This window comes from Bradyrhizobium sp. MI1.4 (genome assembly GCF_055811315.1).
Genome location: NZ_JBVVPP010000008.1, coordinates 94,744 through 114,235 on the forward strand (window position 1 = coordinate 94,744; position 19,492 = coordinate 114,235).

At 64.2% G+C, this 19,492-nt stretch carries 13 protein-coding genes; 5 read left to right on the forward strand and 8 right to left on the reverse strand.

Annotated features, from left to right (window positions below):
• The first annotated feature begins 46 nt into the window (after positions 1-46).
• Entirely contained in the window at positions 47-1,216 is a 1,170-nt protein-coding gene (gene tarD / locus AC0L23_RS12055; protein WP_085361487.1) for a D(-)-tartrate dehydratase, read from the forward strand.
• Positions 1,217-1,405: 189 nt separating this feature from the next.
• Here the strand turns inward: tarD and AC0L23_RS12060 are convergent, their stop codons facing one another.
• The 3 genes from AC0L23_RS12060 to AC0L23_RS12070 form a co-directional block, all read right to left on the reverse strand.
• Positions 1,406-2,758: a malonyl-CoA decarboxylase gene (locus AC0L23_RS12060; protein WP_085351884.1), complete on the reverse strand. Its 1,353-nt coding sequence runs from the start codon at positions 2,756-2,758 to the stop codon at positions 1,406-1,408.
• Positions 2,759-2,992: 234 nt separating this feature from the next.
• The gene (locus AC0L23_RS12065; RefSeq protein ID WP_085385339.1) at positions 2,993-4,009 is read right to left on the reverse strand and encodes a methyltransferase; all 1,017 of its coding nucleotides are present in this window, start codon (positions 4,007-4,009) and stop codon (positions 2,993-2,995) included.
• A gap of 21 nt (positions 4,010-4,030) precedes the next feature.
• Positions 4,031-5,011: a Bug family tripartite tricarboxylate transporter substrate binding protein gene (locus AC0L23_RS12070; RefSeq protein ID WP_085385340.1), complete on the reverse strand. Its 981-nt coding sequence runs from the start codon at positions 5,009-5,011 to the stop codon at positions 4,031-4,033.
• Between the two features lie 165 nt (positions 5,012-5,176).
• On the opposite strand from AC0L23_RS12070, the gene AC0L23_RS12075 reads away from it, so the two are divergent.
• The gene (locus AC0L23_RS12075; protein ID WP_085385341.1) at positions 5,177-6,727 is read left to right on the forward strand and encodes a winged helix-turn-helix domain-containing tetratricopeptide repeat protein; all 1,551 of its coding nucleotides are present in this window, start codon (positions 5,177-5,179) and stop codon (positions 6,725-6,727) included.
• A 95-nt stretch (positions 6,728-6,822) separates the two neighbouring features.
• Here AC0L23_RS12075 and AC0L23_RS12080 read toward each other — a convergent pair whose 3' ends face one another.
• A complete protein-coding gene (locus AC0L23_RS12080; protein ID WP_085385422.1) occupies positions 6,823-7,623 on the reverse strand; it encodes an AraC family transcriptional regulator in 801 nt (266 codons plus the stop codon).
• Positions 7,624-7,682: 59 nt separating this feature from the next.
• Here AC0L23_RS12080 and AC0L23_RS12085 point away from each other — a divergent pair, with 59 nt between their 5' ends.
• Entirely contained in the window at positions 7,683-8,855 is a 1,173-nt protein-coding gene (locus AC0L23_RS12085; RefSeq protein ID WP_085385342.1) for an MFS transporter, read from the forward strand.
• A 432-nt stretch (positions 8,856-9,287) separates the two neighbouring features.
• Positions 9,288-11,555, forward strand: coding sequence for a cation:proton antiporter domain-containing protein (locus AC0L23_RS12090; RefSeq protein WP_018454090.1), 2,268 nt, complete (start codon positions 9,288-9,290; stop codon positions 11,553-11,555).
• Here AC0L23_RS12090 and AC0L23_RS12095 read toward each other — a convergent pair.
• The gene (locus tag AC0L23_RS12095; protein ID WP_085361482.1) at positions 11,552-14,710 is read right to left on the reverse strand and encodes an efflux RND transporter permease subunit; all 3,159 of its coding nucleotides are present in this window, start codon (positions 14,708-14,710) and stop codon (positions 11,552-11,554) included. The genes AC0L23_RS12090 and AC0L23_RS12095 overlap by 4 nt on opposite strands.
• Positions 14,711-14,734: 24 nt before the next feature.
• Positions 14,735-15,928, reverse strand: coding sequence for an efflux RND transporter periplasmic adaptor subunit (locus AC0L23_RS12100; RefSeq protein ID WP_085385343.1), 1,194 nt, complete (start codon positions 15,926-15,928; stop codon positions 14,735-14,737).
• Between the two features lie 255 nt (positions 15,929-16,183).
• On the opposite strand from AC0L23_RS12100, the gene AC0L23_RS12105 reads away from it, so the two are divergent.
• Positions 16,184-16,978, forward strand: a complete 795-nt coding sequence (locus tag AC0L23_RS12105; RefSeq protein ID WP_085385344.1) for a transporter substrate-binding domain-containing protein — start codon at positions 16,184-16,186, stop codon at positions 16,976-16,978.
• A 36-nt stretch (positions 16,979-17,014) separates the two neighbouring features.
• On the opposite strand, the gene AC0L23_RS12110 is transcribed toward AC0L23_RS12105, so the two are convergent.
• Entirely contained in the window at positions 17,015-18,190 is a 1,176-nt protein-coding gene (locus AC0L23_RS12110) for a YncE family protein (RefSeq protein ID WP_473296719.1), read from the reverse strand.
• Positions 18,191-18,344: 154 nt separating this feature from the next.
• Positions 18,345-19,418, reverse strand: a complete 1,074-nt coding sequence (locus AC0L23_RS12115) for a hypothetical protein (protein WP_085385345.1) — start codon at positions 19,416-19,418, stop codon at positions 18,345-18,347.
• Positions 19,419-19,492: the final 74 nt, after the last annotated feature.

Sequence of the window (19,492 nt, forward strand, 5' to 3'; positions counted from 1 at the left end):
AGCCCGGCCATGACGAGAGGAGGGAGCCCGCAGAAAGCCAAACCCCATGTCCGTCCGCATCGTCGACGTCCGCGAGATCACGAAGCCGATCTCTTCGCCGATCCGCAACGCCTATATCGATTTCACCAAGATGACGACGAGCCTCGTGGCCGTCGTCACCGACGTCGTTCGCGACGGCAAGCGCGTCGTCGGCTACGGCTTCAACTCCAACGGCCGCTACGGGCAGGGCGGCCTGATCCGCGAGCGTTTTGCCTCGCGCATCCTGGAGGCCGATCCGAAATCGCTGCTGAACGCGGCCGGCGACAATCTCGACCCCGACAAGGTCTGGGCCGCGATGATGACCAACGAGAAGCCGGGCGGTCACGGCGAGCGCTCGGTCGCGGTCGGCACCATCGACATGGCGGTGTGGGATGCGGTCGCGAAGATTGCGGGCCAGCCGCTGTTTCGCCTGCTGGCTGAGCGTCACGGCGTCAAAGCCAATCCGCGCGTGTTCGTCTACGCTGCCGGCGGCTACTACTATCCCGGCAAGGACCTCTCGATGCTGCGCGGCGAGATGCGAGGCTATCTCGATCGCGGCTACAACGTCGTGAAGATGAAGATCGGCGGTGCTGATATCGAGGACGACCGCACCCGCATCGAAGCGGTGCTGAAGGAAATCGGCAAGGACGCGCAGCTCGCCGTCGACGCCAACGGCCGCTTCGATCTCGAGACCGGCATCGCCTATGCCAAGATGCTGCGGGATTATCCCTTGTTCTGGTACGAAGAAGTCGGCGATCCCCTGGATTACGCGCTGCAGGCAGCCCTCGCCGAATTCTATCCGGGCCCGATGGCAACAGGCGAAAACCTGTTCAGCCACCAGGATGCCCGCAATTTGATTCGCTACGGCGGCATGCGCCCCGACCGCGACTGGCTGCAATTCGATTGCGCGCTGTCCTACGGCCTGTGCGAATACCAGCGCACGCTGGAGGTGCTGAAAACTCATGGCTGGTCGCCGAGCCGCTGCATCCCCCACGGCGGCCACCAGATGTCGCTCAACATCGCAGCCGGCTTAGGCCTTGGCGGCAACGAGAGCTACCCCGACCTGTTCCAGCCCTATGGTGGCTTCCCCGACGGCGTCCGCGTCGAGAACGGCCACATCACCATGCCGGAGCTGTCAGGCATCGGCTTCGAAGGCAAGTCGGATCTCTACAAGGAGATGAAGGCGCTGGCGGAGTAGGGGGCGCGACGGCCACGCCATGCTTTCCGCTGTCATGCCCCGGCTTGACCGGGGCATCCAGTACGCCGTGGCGAATGTGGCGAGAGCGAGCGCTTCAACGGAGGCCTCTGGAATACTGGATCGCCCGGTCAAGCCGGGCGATGACACCGAGATTGTGGACGAACCAACGCAATCAGCCGAGGTCGTCCCTTACGACAGTCGCATATCCAACAGCCGCCGCCCTTCGCCCTTCAAGAGCTTCTTCACCGCGCTCGAGGCCACGACTTCGCCGTCATTGGCGTAGGCTTCGTGGTTCTTCTCGATGTCGTCGAGGCGGTAGAGGTAGTTGACCATCACGCCGGCGGACTCGCGCACGCCCTTCGGCGAGAGATCGCCTAACCAATTGATGCGCTCGAGGCGGGCGCCGTTGCCGAGATGGAAGCGCGCGACGGAGTCGATCAGCTTGCCTTTGGGTGTGCGCGCCTTCAGGAAATAGTGCGCCGCGAGCGGTTCGATCACGCCACGTAGCAGTGTCGTGGTCTCGGGGTTCTCGAACCATTTGGGATCGTCGAGGCGCTTCAGGATCTCGCGGTCCTCGTCCGACAGCGGCAAATCCTTGTCCTGCTTCACCCATGGCATGAAGCCCGGCACCGGCGACAGCGTCACGAAATTGTCGAGCTTGGGCAATTCGCGGCGCAGCTCCTCCACCACCTGCTTGATCAGGAAGCTGCCGAAGGAGATGCCGCCCAGACCGCGCTGGGTGTTGGAGATCGAGTAGAACACGGCGGTACGGGCGCGCTCGATCGGGACGGATGGGCGATCGACCGCGAGCAGCGGCGCGATCGCGCCGGGGATCGTCTCGGTCAACGCGACCTCGACGAAGATCAGGGGCTCGTCCACCATCGCGGGATGGAAGAAGGCGTAGCAGCGGCGGTCGACCGGATCGATGCGGCGGCGCAGATCGTCCCAGTCGCTGATCTCGTGCACGGCCTCATAACGGATGATCTTTTCGAGGATGTTGGCCGGGGTCGACCAGTCGATCCTGCGCAGCACGAGAAACCCCCTGTTGAACCATGACGAGAGAAGATGCGAAACGTCGCGATCGAGTGCGGCGAGATCGGCGTGCCTGTTCATCATGTCGAGCAGGTCGGCGCGCATCTTGACGAGATCGCCGGTGCCGCCGGGTGCGCGGTTGAGGCGGCGGATCAACTCCTGCCGGCGCGGCTCGGAGGCGAAGTGCAGGGCGCTGGCATCCTCGTCGGCCGGCTTGGCGCGCCATGTCTCGATCGCCTTGGACAGGCGTTCCCGATCCGGGCCGAAATCGCGCACCAGGGCTTCGAAAAAGGCGCGACGTCCCGCCGCATCCAGGTCCTGGTAGATGTCGAGCACCTCACGCGCCATGGCGGTGCCGGAAGCTTCACCCCGGCCCGACAGCAGCGCGCCACAGAGCTCGATCAGCCCATCGGCGTCCGGCTTGGTGTCGGCAGAATCCCCGCGGCGAAGCAGCGTGCGGCCGCGCTCGGAGATGGTAGTAAGTAAGTCGGAGAAGAAGGCGTTGGCCATCGGGGCTTTCGTGTCGGGTTTGTGCGGTGCGGGAATCTTACACGGGATTTGGGCGGAATCCGATCACAATCAAGCGGGGGATTTTGGCAAGTTTAGCGGGGGGTGTGGATTTCCAGAATGCCGTCATGCCCGGCGAAGGAGGGACATCCAGTACGCCACGGCCTGCGTGCCGCGGGTGGCAGCCAGGGCGTCCCTGATCCGGGCCCCTCCTGCCAGCGCAAGGAGACAGCCTGCTCAGTGACCGGATTTCCTGAATTGGACCAGGCTGAACGAGCCGATACCGGTCGTCCGGACGAAAGCGAAGCCGGCCGAGTCCGCCAGCTTGCGATACTCGGCTTCGGTCCGCTCGCAACCGCCCGGTCCTCGCAGCATGTTGAGGTCGCTCATGACGCAGGAACGATCCTCGGGCGCCGTCGTTGCGCGCTCCGGCATGATCCGCTCGATCACGATCAACGTCCCGTCGGACGGCAGCGCGTTCCGGCAATTGCGCAAGATGATCCGGCAACGGTCGTCGTTCCAATTATGGAGAATGCTCTTCATCACAATCGTGTCGGCGCCGCTCGGAATATCTTCAAAGAAGCTGCCGGTGACGAAGCGACTGCGGCCGGCGATCCCGAGACGATCGAAATGTGTGCGCGCATCTGTCTCGCAACGCGCGAGATCGAAGACGATGCCCTCAAGGTGAGGGTTGTGCTGAACTATGGCGCCGATCAATTCGCCGGTGCCGCCGCCGATATCCATGACGAGGCGCGCTGCGGCGAAGTCGTGGGCCGTAACGATCTTCGGAACGATGGACCGCGTGAGGCTGACCATCGCAGCGTTGAACCGGCGGTTTGATTCCGGCGTATTGCCTGTGGCCGCATAACGGTCGTCGCCTTCTCCGCGCAGCTGGGTCGCGGTCTTTCCGGTGCGAACCGAATCGACCAGTCCGCTCCAGGATTGCGTGAGCATCTCGCCCTCAAAGAGAACCCAGTCCTTGAAGGATGGGTCGGCCGTCTCGCCGAGCTGCAGGCCGAGATCGGTCATAGCAAACCGGTCGTGGTCTGCCTGCCTACAAAGACCAAGTGTGGTCAGACCAACGAGCAGTCTGCGCAGAGCCCTTTCGTCGGCGGACACCAGCCGGGCAAGCTCAGCCACGGATTTCGCCTCGTCTCCGACGGCCTCCGCGAGACTAAGCTTCGCCGCAGCATAGATCACCGCGGTGATGCGATGCGACTGCACGAGATCAAGGACGGACGCTGGCCGGCTCATCTGTTGCCTCCGTTGCTGCGATCAATCGGTCGGGACAAACCCCGTTTCATGCACGATCGCCTTCCACCGGTCGGATTCGGATGCGATCAGCCGGGCGAAATCGTCCATCGCGATCACGTCCGGCTCGACGGCCAGCTTTGCCATACCGGCCCTGACCTCGTCGGTGCGAACGGCCGTCTGGATCGCGGCGCTGAGCTTATCGACAATCGGCGCCGGCGTCTTCGCTGGAACGAAAAACGCAAACCATGTGAGGTCCTCGAGCGAGGGGTATCCCGCCTCCCGCACCGTCGGTACCGCCGGAACGAACGGGCTGCGGCGCGGTCCAGTGGTCGCCAGCGCACGAAGATCTCCGGATTGGACAAGTCCGAGCGAGCTGCCGATCGGCATGACGGTCGCTGCAATCACGCCCTTGACCAGATCCTGAATCGCGCCACCGCCCTGATAGGGCACGTGGAGAAAATCGAAGCCTGCGCTGCGGCCCAGCATCGTACCGAGAAAATGCAGCGTGGTTCCGGCGCCCGGCGTGCCAAAGGTGGCAAGCTTCGGATTGGCTCGGCACCAAACAACGAAATCCGCCAGTGTCCTGACGTCGGCCGGAACCGCCGGGCCGACTGTCAGCAATGTCGGGGTCGAGGCGACGGTCGACACCGGCGTGAAATCGCGCGGCTGGTACCTCAGCGTCTTGTAGACGTGCGGAAAAAACATCATGAAGCCGAGCGGCGAGAACAGCATGGCCGATCCGTCGGCATCGGCGTTCTTCACCGCCTCCACCGCGATACGGCCGCCTGCTCCTGGCCGATTCTCGACCACGATGGTCTCCGCATAGCCGCTCATCTGTCCGGCCACGAGCCGCGCCATGGCGTCCTGCAGTCCGGGCGAGAAGCCCGTCAAAATGTGCGCGGTTTTGGAGAGCGGCTGTGCGAGCGCGCGCGACACGCGGTGCGAGGCGGAGCTCGCCACACAGGCCGCAGATGCGGCCAATACGCTACGACGCGTGATCATTCCCTGTCTCCCTGATCCATTTGGCGCTCAGAGCGGGTTCTACCGGCGGATGTATCACATGAGGGACGAACGGGCTTGGTCGCCGGCTTACATTTTCCTTACCGGCAGCTTACTCTTACGCATCGCACGGATTTTGACGACGGACGGCGGTCTCGGGGAAGTCGCTTGCGCTATTTCTTCAACGATTTTTCACTCGACACTGAGCGGCGCGAGCTTTGTCGCGGGCCGGAGGTCGTCGCCATCGCGCCGCAGGTGTTCGACCTGCTTCGTTATCTGATCGGCAACCGCGAGCGCGTGGTCAGCAAGGACGACCTGATCCGCGCCATCTGGCATGGTCGCGTCGTCTCCGACGTCGCCCTGACCACGCGGCTTAATGCGGCGCGCAAGGCGATCGGCGATTCCGGGGACGCGCAGCGCTTGATCAAGACATTTCCGCGCAAGGGCGTCCGCTTCGTCGCGGAGGTGCGCGAAGTGCCTACAACTGCGACTGTCGCGCGCTTGCCGAGGCCCGCCGCAGGCAAGCCGTCGCTCGTGGTTCTGCCTTTTGCCAATCTGAGCCCCGATCCCGCCCAGGACTATTTCGTCGACGGCGTGACCGAGAGCCTGACCACGGATCTGTCGCGAATGGCCGGTATCTTCGTGATCGGCCGCAACACCGCCTTCACCTACAAGGGCGTGCATGTCGATCTGAAGCAGCTCGGCCGCGAACTCGGCGTTCGCTACGTGCTCGAGGGCTCCGTGCAACGGGCCGGCAGCCGGATGCGCATCATCGTCCAGCTCATCGATGCCGAGACCGGAAATCATTTGTGGGGCGACCGTTTCGACAAGCAGGTAGCAGATCTTTTCGACATGCAGGACGAAATCGGTGCGCGTCTTGCCAATCAATTGGGAACCGAGCTCGTCAGGGTAGAGGCACGGCGCGCTGCGCGTGCGCCACATCCAGATTCGACCGACCTTTATTTCCAGGGCATGGCGTATCTGAATCGCGGGACGGATCCCACGAGCCTGTCGCAGGCTCGCCCGTTCTTCGAACAAGCGCTCCTGCTGGACGCTTCAAACGTTGAAGCTATGGTGGGAATCACAGACGTCGATACGATGCGGGCGACCTCCATGCTGATCGACCGCACGGCGCCTCTGCAAGTGGTCGAAGCGTCCTTGACCAGGATACTTGGCCACACGCCCAATCACGCGAGGGCACATTGCCTGATGGGCGTCGTCCAGATTTTCACGAACCGCGCCGCCCAAGGCATCGCCGAGTGTGAGCGGGCGTTGGTGCTGGACCGGAATCTTGCCACGGCCCATGCGTGGATCGGACTTGGCAAGTGCAATCTGGGCCGAGCCGAGGAGACCGAAGCGCACGTCATGGAGGCTTTCCGACTCTCTCCCCGCGATAACAAGGCCTCTTCCTGGATGAATACGGCAGGAGTCGCGCAATCATATCTCGGCGCCGATGAGGCTGCCGTTCGCTGGTTCAAGCGATCGATCGAGACCAACCGTAATATTGCACCCTTTGTCCATTTTTATCTTGCCGCCGAGCAGGCGCATCTCGGTGAGATCAAGGAAGCGCGGACTCATATGCAGGCGGGGCTGACGCTCGCTCCGGACTTCAGCATCGCCCAATTCCACGCCAGTTCGCCAACGGATCATCCAACCTGTCTTGCGCAGCGAGCTCGTATCGCCGTGGGGTTACGCAAGGCAGGTCTTCCTGAAGAATAGATGTTGCGCGGCTCGTCGAGGCCAAAGGGGCCGCCGGCCATCGCGTTATTCTGGCGAACCGGCCCCGCAGGACGATCGGCAGCCCGCCTCTGCGCTTACCCCTTCCCCGCAAACTCCGTCGGCGTCCGTCCCGTCACCTGACGGAACGCCGCCGAAAACGCCGGCACGCTGGCATAGCCGAGCTGGGTCGCGAGCTGCTTCACGGACACATTGGCATCGGTGGACAGCCGCTGGATCGCCGCCGCAATCCTCGCACGCTGGCACCAGCTCTTGAAGCTCAGCTGCGTCTCTGTCGAAAACAGCCGCGACAGCGTGCGCGCGGAGGTTCCGACCTCGCGCGCCAGCGCGTCGATGTCGTACAGGCCGGTGGGATCGTCGAGCACGATCATGGCCGCGCGCCGGCAGCGCGGCTCGTGCGGCAGCGGCACGAAGGTCGCGGAGTCCTCGGCCCGGACCAGTTCCAGCATCACCAGGCGAACCAGCAGATCGGTCCGCTCCTCGGTATTTTGCGCGTCGAACAGCGCGAGGATCGCCTGGTTCAGCAGCGGCGACACCCGCACCACGAATTCCTTGGTCAGTCCCTCATGGCGCTGCTCGCGCTTCAGCCAAGCCAAGTCGAAATAGAGCGTCCGCATCTCGATGTCGGCGAGCAGATCGATGGCGTGCTGGAGCCCGGCGGGGACCCAGACCGCGCGGTCCGGCGGCACCAGCCAGCGCCCTCCGGGCGTCGTCACCTGCATGGTGCCCCTGGCGGCATAGATCAGCTGTGCCTCGCGGTGCATATGCGGATCGATCCGCATGCCCTTGGGGTAGTCGCGTGCGACCAGATGCACGCCCGCAGGCGAGCGATGATTGCTCCGGACCGCCCGGAGGATTGGCGTCTCGACGACAGTCATTGGCAGCATCCCGTCATGCCCAAGACATATAACTCATTTCGGAGCAGGAGAGGATTCCCATGAACAGCCCCAGCCGGGTGATCAGTTTCGTCAACGCGGGCCATTTCATCGACCATTACGCGATGCTGATTTTCGCCGCCGCGGTGATCATCATGGGACCGGCGCTCGGCATGGCCTATTCGGAACTCCTGCCTTACGCGACGCCGGGCTTCGTCGCCTTCGGCGCGGGCTCGCTGCTTACCGGCTGGCTCGGCGACCGCTGGAGCCGCCGCCACATGATGCTGATCTTCTTCGTCGGCATCGGCGCTTCCATGATCTCGGTCGGCTGCGTGCAGACCCCGGCGCAACTCGGCGCGGCGCTGTTCGCGATCGGCATTTTTGCCTCGATCTATCACCCGGTCGGCACCGCCATGATCGTCTCCTACGCTGACAGGCTCGGCCGCGAGATGGGCATCAACGGCGTCTGGGGCAATCTCGGCGTCGCATCGTCGGCGCTGGTCACCGGCGTGATCGGCCAGTATCTCGGCTGGCGCTTCGCCTTCATCGTCCCCGGCATCGTCACCATCCTGATCGGCATCGCGTTTGCGATGATGGTCGTGCACGAGGACCGCAAGGGCTCGAAGCAGGCGGCAGCTCAGGCGCGGGTCGCCAAGCAGGACATGTGGCGCGTGATCCTGTCGCTGTTGATCGTGGTGATCGCGATCTCCACGACGTTCAATGCCGTCACCGTGGCGCTGCCAAAGCTGTTCGCGGAGCGGCTTGCCGATCTCACCAAAAGCCCGGCGCTGCTCGGCGTCATCGCAGCCTGCGTCTACGTGTTCGGCGCGATGACGCAGTACACGATCGGCCGGCTGCTCGACCGCTATTCGCTGAAGACGGTGGCGCTGCCGCTGTCCTTCATGCTGGCGCCGTTCCTGTATCTGGCCGCGAGCCTGTCCAATCTGCCGCTGATCCTGGTCTCGATCGGCATCGTCATGGGCGCGTTCGGGCAGGTCACGGTCAACGACGCCATGGTCGGCAAATACACCAGCGAGGAATGGCGCTCGCGCGCCTATGCCGTGCGCTATTTCATCGGCTTCACCGCCGCCGGCGCCTCGGTCGGCCTGGTCGCCTGGCTCTACGAGCAGGGCGGCTTCGTCACCATGCTGCATGCTTTCGCCGCGCTCTGCCTGCTCGCGATCGCAGCCGCGATCATTCTGCCGCGCGAGATCAGGACACCGCAGGCGGCGTGAGGGATCGGCGTGAGGCGCGCGCCCGTTTCAATCCCGTCATTGCGAGGAGCGTAGCGACGAAGCAATCCAGAATCTTTCCGCGGAGGATTCTGGATTGCTTCCGCCTTCGCTAAAGGTTCGGCTGTCAAGTCGCCGCGCCCGCAATGACGTGGGAGTGGCGGCGGCTCGCGTAGTCTGCCGATGATGCCATCATGCCAGTGTTTTGCCCGACGGGGCAAGCATTTTCGGCAAAGCGAAATTAGATTTCGGCAAAGACGAAATTTTCTCCAGTCTTTTCAACCTCATCTCTACTGTGCATGGGGTTGTTTTCGCGTTTTTTTTGTTGAGGCCCCTTACCCGCCGCGAAGTCAAGGAACTCCCGTTGCCTGCCGCGGGTTCTATCCCCGTCATCCCGGCACCTCGCCGGGGCAGATGAAGGGGTAAAATTCCTGCATGCAGTGGAGCCTGCTCCGACCGGTCGGCCTTGTCCCCGCGGCGCTTGTCCTCACCACCGTTGCGGCCAGCGCCGAGGGCGGCAAATCGGCCGGTCCCTCGGAATTCCTGCTGGTGGCCCAGATCGTGCTGTTGATCGCGGTCGGCCGCGGTCTCGGCGAGATCATGCAGCGCCTCGGCCAGCCCTCGGTGATCGGCGAATTGCTCGCCGGCATCCTGCTCGGTCCCTCGCTGTTCGGTTGGGTCTGGCCTGACGCACAGCAGGCAATCTTCCCCAAAACGCCCGAGCAGAAAGCGATGATCGACGGCATCGCGCAGTTCGGCATCCTGCTGCTGTTGCTGCTGACCGGCATGGAGACCGACCTCAAGCTGGTCAGGAAGGTCGGCAAGGCCGCGATCGCGATCTCGATTGCCGGCATCCTCGTGCCCTTTGCCTGCGGTTTTGCGCTCGGCGAATTCCTGCCAGATGCGCTGTTGCCGAATCCGCAAGCCCGCCTGGTTGCGTCGCTGTTCATGGGCACGGCGCTGTCAATCTCCTCGGTGAAGATCGTCGCGGTGGTTGTGCGCGAGATGAACTTCATGCGCCGCAATGTCGGCCAGATCATCGTCGCCACCGCCGTCATCGACGACACCATCGGCTGGATCATCATCGCCGTCATCTTCAGCCTCGCCTCGCACGGCGCGCTGGATATCGCCTCGGTGGCGAAAGCTGTGCTGGGCACGCTGGCCTTCCTCGCGATTAGCTTCACCATCGGCCGCCGCATCGTGTTCCAGCTCATTCGATGGGCCAACGACAATCTCGTCAGCACCGCCCCGGTCATCACGGTGATCCTGCTGCTGATGTGCGCGATGGCGCTGGTCACGCATCTGATCGGCGTCCACACCGTGCTCGGTGCCTTCGTCGCCGGCATTCTGGTCGGGGAGTCCCCGATCCTAACGCGGCAGATCGACGAGCGGCTGCGCGGGCTGATCTCGAGCTTCTTCATGCCGGTGTTCTTCGGTTTGGCCGGCCTGAGCGCCGACCTCACGGTGCTGCGCGATCCCCATCTGCTGATGCTCACCGGCCTGCTGGTCGTGATCGCCAGCGTCGGCAAGTTCGGCGGCGCCTTCGTCGGCGGAACCGTGGGCGGGCTGAACACAAGGGAGTCGCTGGCCCTCGCAAGCGGGATGAACGCGCGCGGCTCGACCGAGGTGATCATCGCCACCATCGGTCTTTCGATCGGCGTGCTCAGCCAGAACCTGTTCACGATGATTGTGACCATGGCGATCGTGACCACGATGGCGATGCCGCCGATGCTGCGCGCCGCGCTGGCAAAGCTGCCGATGAACAAGGATGAGCAAGAGCGCCTGGAGCGGGAAGAATTCGAGAAGCGCGGCTTCGTCGCCAATCTCGAACGCCCCTTGCTCGCCGTGGACGAGAGCGTGAACGCCACCTTCGCTGCCCACATCGCCGGCCTGATCGCGGGCATGCGCGGCTTGCCAATCACCGTGCTGCACATCGGCAAGCGCGCCAAGGATCAGGAGAAGGGCCGCGATGAAGAGGAAAGCGCGGAAACCGTGGTGAAGAAGGCCGCCGAGATCGTATCGGCCCATGGCGATGGCGATGTCGGCAGCGTCGACGTCGTCACCCGGGCAAGGCGTGCGGAGCTCGGCGAGTCCATTGCCGACGAAGCGCGCAAGGGCTTCGATCTTCTGGTCATCGGCGTCGACAAGGTTGCTGCCGCCAAGGATCGCTTCGATCGGAGGATCGAGGACATCGCAGCGAAGTTCGAGGGACCGCTCGCGGTCGTGGCGGCCAAGGGCAAGCACCTGAAGCAGCCGACGCCCGAGGCGCTCAACATCCTCGTTCCGGTCTCCGGCAGCGGCGTCTCCAAGCGCGGCGCCGAGGTCGCGGTCGCGCTGGCGCAGGCGGGATCAGGCTCGCTCCGGGTGATCTATGTCGCGACGACGCGCGACAAGGGCGCGCAGCGCGGCGCCTCGCGTGGTCTGAACCAGGAGGCCGGCATCCTGAAGGACGCCAGCGATCTCGCCGCCCGTTACGAGGTCGACATCACCACGACCTTGCGCGCGAACCGGGCGCCTGAAGCGGCGATCCTGCGCGAGATCGAGACCACCGCCGTCGATCTCGTGGTGATGGGGGTCGATCGCATCCAGGCCGATCATCTCTCCTTCGGCGGCGTCGCCGACGCCGTGCTCAGGCAAGCTAAGGTCTCGGTGCTCCTGGTCTCGAGCGGGGAGGCGCGGCCGACGTCCACGGAGAAAGCCTAGGATTTCACTTCGGCCACTGCCACCGCCTTCGGCGTTTTCTTCGACGCACGCCAGTTCTCGAAGCGCTGCACCACCACGAAGAACGCCGGCACGAACAGCACCGCGAGGCAGGTCGAGGCCAGCATGCCCGAGAACACCGTGATGCCGATCGACTTGCGCGCGCTGGCACCGGCGCCGGTCGCGATCACCAGCGGCACCACGCCGAGGATGAAGGCGAACGACGTCATCAGGATCGGGCGGAAGCGGGCGCGCGCAGCTTCGACCGCGGATTCCAGCACCGGCTTGCCATCGCGGCCGTGCAGCTCGAGCCCGACCTCGACGATCAGGATGGCGTTCTTGGCCGACAGCGCGATCAGCAGGATCAGGCCGATCTGGCAATAGAGGTTGTTGTCGATCTTCAATGCGTTGAGGATCAGCATCGGGCCGAGCAACGACAGCGGCACCGCCAGGATTACCGAGATCGGCGCATACCAGCTCTCGTATTGGCCGGCGAGCACGAGATAGACCAGCAGCATGGCGAGCCCGAACACCCAGTAGATCTGGTTGGAGACGGCCTTCTCCTGATAGGACATCGCGGTCCATTCGAAGCCGGTGCCCGGCGGCAGCGTCTTGCCCGCGATCTCCTCCATCAGCTTCAGCGACTGGCCAGAGGAGTAGCCCTGCGCCGGCAGGCCGATCACGGTCGACGATGGATAGAGATTGTAGAGGCTGATCAGCGACGGGCCGGTGGCGGGCGTGATCGTGGCAACCGTGCCGATCGGGATCATGTCGCCGTTCGAGTTGCGCACCATCATGTTGGCGATGTCGCGCTCGGTGACGCGGAAGGCGGGATCGGCCTGGGTGTAGACCTGGAACACGCGGCCGAACTTGTTGAACTGGTTGACATAGGACGAGCCGAGATAGGTCGAGAGCGCCGCGAACACCTGGTCCGTCGTCACGTGCAGCGTCTGGGTCTTGATGCGGTCGATCTCGACGTTGAATTGCGGCACCGAGGAGCGGAACGAGGATTGGACGCGCTGCAGCGCGCTCTGGCTCTGGCCATTGCTGACCATCGCGCCCGTGATGGCCTGGAGCTTGGCGAAATCGCTGTTGCCGTCGCGCAGCTCGACCTGCATCGAGAAGCCGGCGGCGTTGCCGATGCCCTGGATCGGCGGCGGCGGCAGCACCAGCGTGCGCGCTTCCATGATGGCCGCGAGCTTGTCGTTCAGCCCGTAGACCAGTGAGCGCAGATCCTCGCCCGGTCCTTTGCGCGCGTCCCAATCTTTCAGGATAATGTAGGCGACGCCGGCATTGGCAAGGCTGGCGCTGTTGTCCAGCGCGGAGATGCCGGCGATGGTGATGACTTGCTGGACTCCGGGCGTGTCCTTGATCAGCTCGCTCGCTCTGTCGAGCACCTTCTGGGTCCGTTCCAGCGCGGCACCGTCAGGCAGTTGCACGGCGGCGATCAGGTAGCCCTGGTCCTCGATCGGCAGGAAGCCGGTCGGTACCCGGGACAGCCCGTAGCCGCCGATCCCGATCAGCACCAGCGCGAGCGCGACCGAGATCGTGCTGTTCCTGCACAGCACGCCGATCAGTCGGATGTAGCCGCGCTCGACGCGGTTGTAGACCGCGTTGAAGCCGCGATAGAAGAAGTTGCGCTGCTCCGGCGGCACCGTCGGCCGCAGCCAGAGAGCGCATTGCGTCGGCTTCAGCGTCGCCGCGTTGATGGCGGACAGAAGCGCGGTCGCCGCGATCACCAGCGCAAATTGCGAATAGATGCGGCCGGTGAGCCCGGCGAGGAACGACGCTGGCAAAAACACCGAGATCAACACCAGCGTGATGCCGACGATCGGCGCGAACAGCTGGTCCATCGCCTTGATCGCGGCGTCATGGCCGTTCATGCCCTGCTCGATGTTGTGGGCCGCGCCTTCCACCACGACGATGGCATCGTCGACGACGATGCCGATCGCTAGCACGATCGCGAACAGCGTCGACATGTTGATGGTGAAGCCGAGCGCGGCCATGGCGGCGAAGGCGCCGATGATGGTCACCGGCACAGTGGTCGCCGGCACCAGCATCGCGCGCCAGTCCTGCAGGAACACCAGGATCACGACCAGCACCAGCAGGCCGGCCTCGATCAGCGTCATGTAGACCTCGTGCACCGAGGCCTGCACGAATTTGGTGGTGTCGAACGGCGTGTCGTACTTCATGCCCTGCGGGAAGGCCTTGGCAAGCTCCGCCATCTTCTTCTCAACGGCCTGCTCGACCTGGAGTGCATTGGCGCCGGGCGACTGGAACACGCCGATGCCGGTGGCCGGCTGCTTGTTAAGCGAGAAGATCTGGCTGTAGGTCTGCGCGCCCAATTCGACCCAGCCGACGTCGCGCACCCGCGTGACGTCGCCGCTGGTGCCTGATTTGACAATGATGTTCTCGAACTCGGTGGTATCGTCGAGCCTGCCGTTGACGTTGAGGGTGTACTGGAACGCCTGACCCGGCGGCGTCGGCGGTGCGCCGACCTGGCCGGCGGAGACCTGCTGGCTCTGCTGCTGGATCGCCTGGATCACGTCCTGCGGCACCAGGCCCCGGACCTGCAGCTTGTTCGGATCGAGCCACACCCGCATCGAATACTGGCCGGCGCCGAACACGGTGACGTTGCCGACGCCGGGCAGGCGCGAGAGTTCGTCGCGGAGGTTGATGGTGGCGTAGTTGCTCAAATAAAGGCTGTCGAACGTCTTGTCGGGCGAGGTCAGCGTCACGAACAGCAGGATCGACGTCGACCGCTTCTGTACGGTGACGCCCTGGTTCTGCACCGACTGGGGCAATTGCGACAGCGCGCTGGAGACGCGGTTCTGCACCAGCACTTGCGCGAAGTTCAGGTCGGTGCCGATCTTGAAGGTCACGGTCAGCGTATAGGTGCCGTCGGAGCCGCTGTAGGACTGCATGTAGAGCATGTCCTCGACGCCGTTGACCTGTTGTTCGATCGGCAAGGCAACTGTGTCGATCACGGTCTTGGCGCTGGCGCCGGGATAGCGTGTGGTGACCTGCACCGTCGGCGGCACCACGTCGGGATATTGCGCGATCGCGAGGTTGAACAGCGCGACGCCGCCGATCAGGATCATCAGCAGCGCGATGACGTTCGAGAGGACCGGCCGCTCGATGAAGAATTTTGAGATCATGGCCGGCGCTCCTACTTGCAGATCTTACTTGGCAGACGCCTGCGGCTGCTCGATCTTCGTCACCTGCGGGTCGATCTTCTGGCCCGGAATCACCCGCAGCAGTCCCGCGGTCACCACGCGGTCCTCCGGCTTCAAGCCGCTTTCGATCACGCGCAAGCCGTTGTCCACGGGACCGATCTGCACCTTGCGCTGCTCGACAACGTTGTCGCCATTGACGACGAGGAGATAGCGGCCGCCCTGATCGCTGCCGAGCGCGGTGTCGGGCACGAGCAGGGCGTCCTTCTCCTGAGTGAAGGGCACGCGAACGCGGACGAAATAGCCGGGCAGCAGCACCCGCTTGTCGTTGGGGACAAGGCCCCGCACTGCGAGCGTGCCCGTCGACTGGGTGAGGGTCGGGGCGACATAGTCAAGCTTGCCCTCATGCGGATAACCGGCCTCGGTCTGCAAACCGACTTGAATCGGAAATTGCTTCATGTCTGCGGCGGTGAGCCCGCGGCGGGCGGCCTCGGCACGGATGCGCAGCACGTCCTGCTCGTTGACGGTGAAATTCACATAGATCGGGTCCATCGCGACGATGGACGCGAGTTGAGTTGGAGAGGAGACGCCGACGAGTTCGCCGACCGAGACCATGTGAGCGCTGACGATGCCGTCGAAAGGCGCGGTCACGTTGGTGTAGCCGTAGTTGACCTGGGCGAGCTTGGTGTTGGCCTCGGCCTGCTGGAGATTGGCCTGCGCGTTATCGCGCGTCGATGTCGAGGTGTCGAGCGTGGCCTGCGAGACGGCCTGGCGCTGCACCAGCTCAGCCTGCCGTTTGTAGTCGGCTTCCGCCTGCCGGACTGAGGCCTGCGCGCCGGCCTCGGCCGCCCGCGCCTGGTCGAGCTTGAGCTTGTAGGTCTCGGGCTCGATCGTGAACAGCTGGGTGCCCTGCTTGACGAAGGCGCCGTCCTGGTAGTCGATCGATTGCAGGAATCCCTGCACGCGCGCGACGAGATCGACATTCTTGATCGGCGCGGTGTTGCCGGTGGCCTCGACATAACGGGTCACCGGGCGCTGCACCGGCGCGGCGACGTCCACCTTGGGCGGCGGCGGAGCGACGAAACTGTTCTTGTCCTCGCAGCCGGCGAGCGCGGCCACGGCCATCGCGGCGGCCAGTGCCTGCCCGACATGTCTCCACGCTTCGTTGCGCCGTGCGGGAGATGCGGGATTCGCGCAGGTCATTCGGTGGCCCCCGGTTGCTGTCTGTCGAGGCGGGAGGCTACCAACAAATGCCCGGACGTGGAACACCATAGCCATGGCAGTCGTCGGCCTTGCGCTGCGGACCGCGCTGTGGCCTTTGGCAGTTTTGCCATCACAAACCGCTTTTCATCGCGCACCCGATCGACCAGAATTATGTCACAGGCCGAGCGACGGCGCGCGAAGCGGTCGGGACGAACAAGAGAAGAATACAAGAAGAAAAGGTCGGGAGATCATGACATGCCCACGTCGGTCCTTAAGTCGGTCCTTGCCGGCCTCATTCTCGCAGCGGCGGTCGTCATGCCCGCGCTAGGCGATGGACTTAAGGACGAGATCGCACCGACCGGCAAGCTGCGGGTCGCGATTGCGATCAGCCTGGCTGGCGGCGCGTTCTGGTCCACCAAGACCGGAGACGGCTATGCCGGCGTGCCGGTCGATCTCGGCAGGGAGATGGCCGGGAAACTCGGCGTGCCCGTCGAATATGTCGTGTACCAGAATTCAGGGCAGATCACTGACGCGGCATCGAACGGCAACTGGGACGTCACCTGGCTGCCCAAAGATCCTGAGCGCGAGAGCAGGATGATGTTCGGCCCGATCTACGAGGTCGCGGACGCCACCTACATCGTCAAATCAGGCTCGAACGTCACCAATTTCGCCACGCTCGATCAGGTGGGCATCAAGGTCGCGGCCGTGAACGCCACGACCACGATGCGCGGCGCGGCCGCGCATCTGAAGAATGCGAAGGTCACGGGCTATCAGACCTATGACGAGATCTTCGGCCTCCTCAGCAGCGGCCAGATCGATGCGTTTGCGCTGTCGCGCGACCAGCTCAACAAGATGGCGCAGAAGATCCCGGGCACGCGCGTGCTCGACGAGACATTCAAGAAGACCGTCACGGCGGTCGCTGTGCCGCTCGGCCACCCCCAAGCGCTGACCTTCGTCACCAAATTCATGAACGAGGCGGTGACGAATGGCACCTTGCGCAAGGCCTATGACAGCAATGGCCTGAAGGACGCGCCGATCCGCACCGAATAGGATGGCGGCGCAGGATGACTGCGCCGCGCTCCGGCCCTACGGCTCCGCGGTGCGGATGCCCGCGGGGCTCACTTGCATCTTGAGCGTGGATGTCTTGTTCAGCGCCTTGCCATCGAACGAGAAGGCGATCAGCTCGTTTTCGACCATGCACTGGGCCACGACATATTTGGACTCCTTGGACCACACCATGCCCTGGCACCAATGGCCGATCTTCGCTTCCGTCACCGGCGTAAGGTCAGTGCCCGAAATCTTGTAGACCTTGAGCAGGCCGAAATCGTTGAAGAACGGCGACGCCGACGGCTTGTTCGAACCGTTCATGACGGTCACGGCCACGTAGTTGCCGTCCGGGGACATCTTCACGGCTTCCGGCGTCTGCCCGACGGTGACTGTCGTGACGACGCGGATCGGTTTCGCCGTCATGTCGATCAGGCTGATCGAGTCGTTGTCGCCGCTGCTGGCGCCGACATTGCCGACGATGGCGGCGGCGCTGCCGGTGAGATCGATGCCGTAGGGGCGGATGCCCGCGGAGAGATCGCGCTTGGCGTACTCGACCTTGCTCCCGTCCACAGTCAGAAGCGAGATCTTACTGTCTCCGTCGCGCGTGACCAGCGCGGTCGCGCCGTCACGGGAAAAGACCGCGTGGCTGGGGCCTGATTTGGCGTCGCCGAGCTGGATCTTGCCGACGGGCGCAAGCGTGCGCCCGCTGATGGTGAAGACCGAGACCGTTCCTTCGCTGCGGTTCGCAACCAGGGCCAGCGTGCCCGAACGGTTGATCGAAACGCCGGCAGCGCCCGCGCCGGCTTGCAAGGTCGCCAGTACTTTGGGCGGCGTGGATTTCAGGTCGATGACCGAAAGCTTGTCGTCGGGCACCGTCTTGGTCGGATCCGCGGGATCGAGCTTCATCGCGCCGGTGACGAGGGCGAACGCGCCATCCGGCGCAATTGCCACGCTCGGCGGCGGTCCGACGACGCTGGCCGGGGCGGGCACCTCGCCTAGAAGTTTCAAGGCACCGTCGGTGAGGTCGATGACGCTCACCGTGTCCGGCAGTGGTTGCTTGCGCACCAGGGCGCTGCCGTTCTCGAGCACCATCTTGCCGTCATTGGCCGTGACGACGATCTCGGCGTGCGCGGCGAAATTGGCGAGGCCCGCCAGGGATGTTGAGATCAAAGCACATGCGGCACGGCGCGTGCGCTTGCGAAGAGCGGCTGTCATATGTCCCCCCGAGATTTGTTCTTGTCCGGAGAAGCTAAATGCACCGGGCGCAGGACGCAATGACCAGGTGGCGAGCGTTTGCCTTTGAAGACGCCGACGGACGGCTACAAGGCGGGAGCTAGCCTCTCAGTCGCGTGCCACGCGGCGAGGCCCCTCAGCGTGGCTTGATCTCCGCGTATTTCGCCATCGCCTTCTCGAACTTCCGCTTGAACAGCCACATCGCGCCAAGGATTTCCCGGAAGCTTGCCGAGGTGCGCGCCCGGTCGGCCTGTCCGAATGCGAAGATGCTGTTGTTGCGCAGGTGCTTCATGATCGTCGGACTGGACACCCTGTAGTTCAGGAGATCGCCGGACTTGAGCGCCGCCCGCGTCGGCGTGGGAACGATCTGGATCAGCTCGAACAGCTTCATTTGGTCGATCGGGTCGGGCAGCGTCTTCACGATTCCTGGGATCTCCCGGAAAATATCCGCATGCGCGTTCATCAGGCCGTCGCGCACGTTGGTCCAGTGATTGAAGCGATGATCGGTGCCGCGGGCCCGCGCCTCCTCCTTGTCGTCGCGCGCGCTCAACCCGGGATCGGCGGCCGCGATCTCGCCCTTGATGGCGTCCCATTTCCTATGGCCGTTGCGGTCCTCGGACGGGCCGGTCTGGAAGCTGCCCATATAGGTGTTCGAGCGCCCGTTGCGGACGTTCTGCTTGCCGTTGGTCTCGGCGAAGAACAGCCCCAGACTGATCCGGCCCGCGGCTTCGGCGTGGTCAGGCGCCAACCCCTTGGCGCGTGCGATCGCGACCGCGAGATCCACCACGTCCTTGAACGGTGTCGCCGAGTTCTGCGCGCCGGCCGGCGGCGCTTCCATGATCTCGAACAGCTTTGAGTATTCGTCCACCAGCGGTTCGATGTCGGCATCGAAATAGGCCGGCGGGATCTCGAACTTGTTGGGCCTGCCGGTCCGCGACGGCATGACGTCGGTGAGATCCTTGTAAGCACTGATCACGGCGACGCGTGCCAGATAGAGCGCCTGGCCCGGCAGGTTCGGCAGCGGCTGTTTGGCGTCGATCTGGCGGCGCCGCTCGGAGAGAATCGCTTTGAAATCGCCGAGCGCACGCTCGTAGGTCGCAACCGCCTCCGATTGCCTGGCCGTGAGCGTTTGCGCCAGGCTCGGGACGAAGGTCGCAAGGATCAGCCCAAGCGCCGTTATGACTGCGGCGGCGCGATGTCGTGCTCTCATGGCCGGTTCCCTGGGCCTGTCGATTCGATGGCCAAGGGGATCGTAAGCATCGGAGGCGAGGGCTGGCGAGCGGC

Bases quoted from the DNA above. Each gene is read 5' to 3' on its own strand.
- AC0L23_RS12080 (WP_085385422.1), bottom strand. From the start codon at position 7,623: ATGACTGTCGTCGAGACGCCAATCCTCCGGGCGGTCCGGAGCAATCAT.
- AC0L23_RS12085 (WP_085385342.1), top strand. From the start codon at position 7,683: ATGAACAGCCCCAGCCGGGTGATCAGTTTCGTCAACGCGGGCCATTTC.
- AC0L23_RS12105 (WP_085385344.1), top strand. From the start codon at position 16,184: ATGCCCACGTCGGTCCTTAAGTCGGTCCTTGCCGGCCTCATTCTCGCA.
- AC0L23_RS12060 (WP_085351884.1), bottom strand. From the start codon at position 2,758: ATGGCCAACGCCTTCTTCTCCGACTTACTTACTACCATCTCCGAGCGC.
- AC0L23_RS12110 (WP_473296719.1), bottom strand. From the start codon at position 18,190: ATGACAGCCGCTCTTCGCAAGCGCACGCGCCGTGCCGCATGTGCTTTG.
- AC0L23_RS12065 (WP_085385339.1), bottom strand. From the start codon at position 4,009: ATGAGCCGGCCAGCGTCCGTCCTTGATCTCGTGCAGTCGCATCGCATC.
- AC0L23_RS12100 (WP_085385343.1), bottom strand. From the start codon at position 15,928: ATGACCTGCGCGAATCCCGCATCTCCCGCACGGCGCAACGAAGCGTGG.
- AC0L23_RS12070 (WP_085385340.1), bottom strand. From the start codon at position 5,011: ATGATCACGCGTCGTAGCGTATTGGCCGCATCTGCGGCCTGTGTGGCG.
- AC0L23_RS12090 (WP_018454090.1), top strand. From the start codon at position 9,288: ATGCAGTGGAGCCTGCTCCGACCGGTCGGCCTTGTCCCCGCGGCGCTT.
- tarD (WP_085361487.1), top strand. From the start codon at position 47: ATGTCCGTCCGCATCGTCGACGTCCGCGAGATCACGAAGCCGATCTCT.
- AC0L23_RS12115 (WP_085385345.1), bottom strand. From the start codon at position 19,418: ATGAGAGCACGACATCGCGCCGCCGCAGTCATAACGGCGCTTGGGCTG.
- AC0L23_RS12095 (WP_085361482.1), bottom strand. From the start codon at position 14,710: ATGATCTCAAAATTCTTCATCGAGCGGCCGGTCCTCTCGAACGTCATC.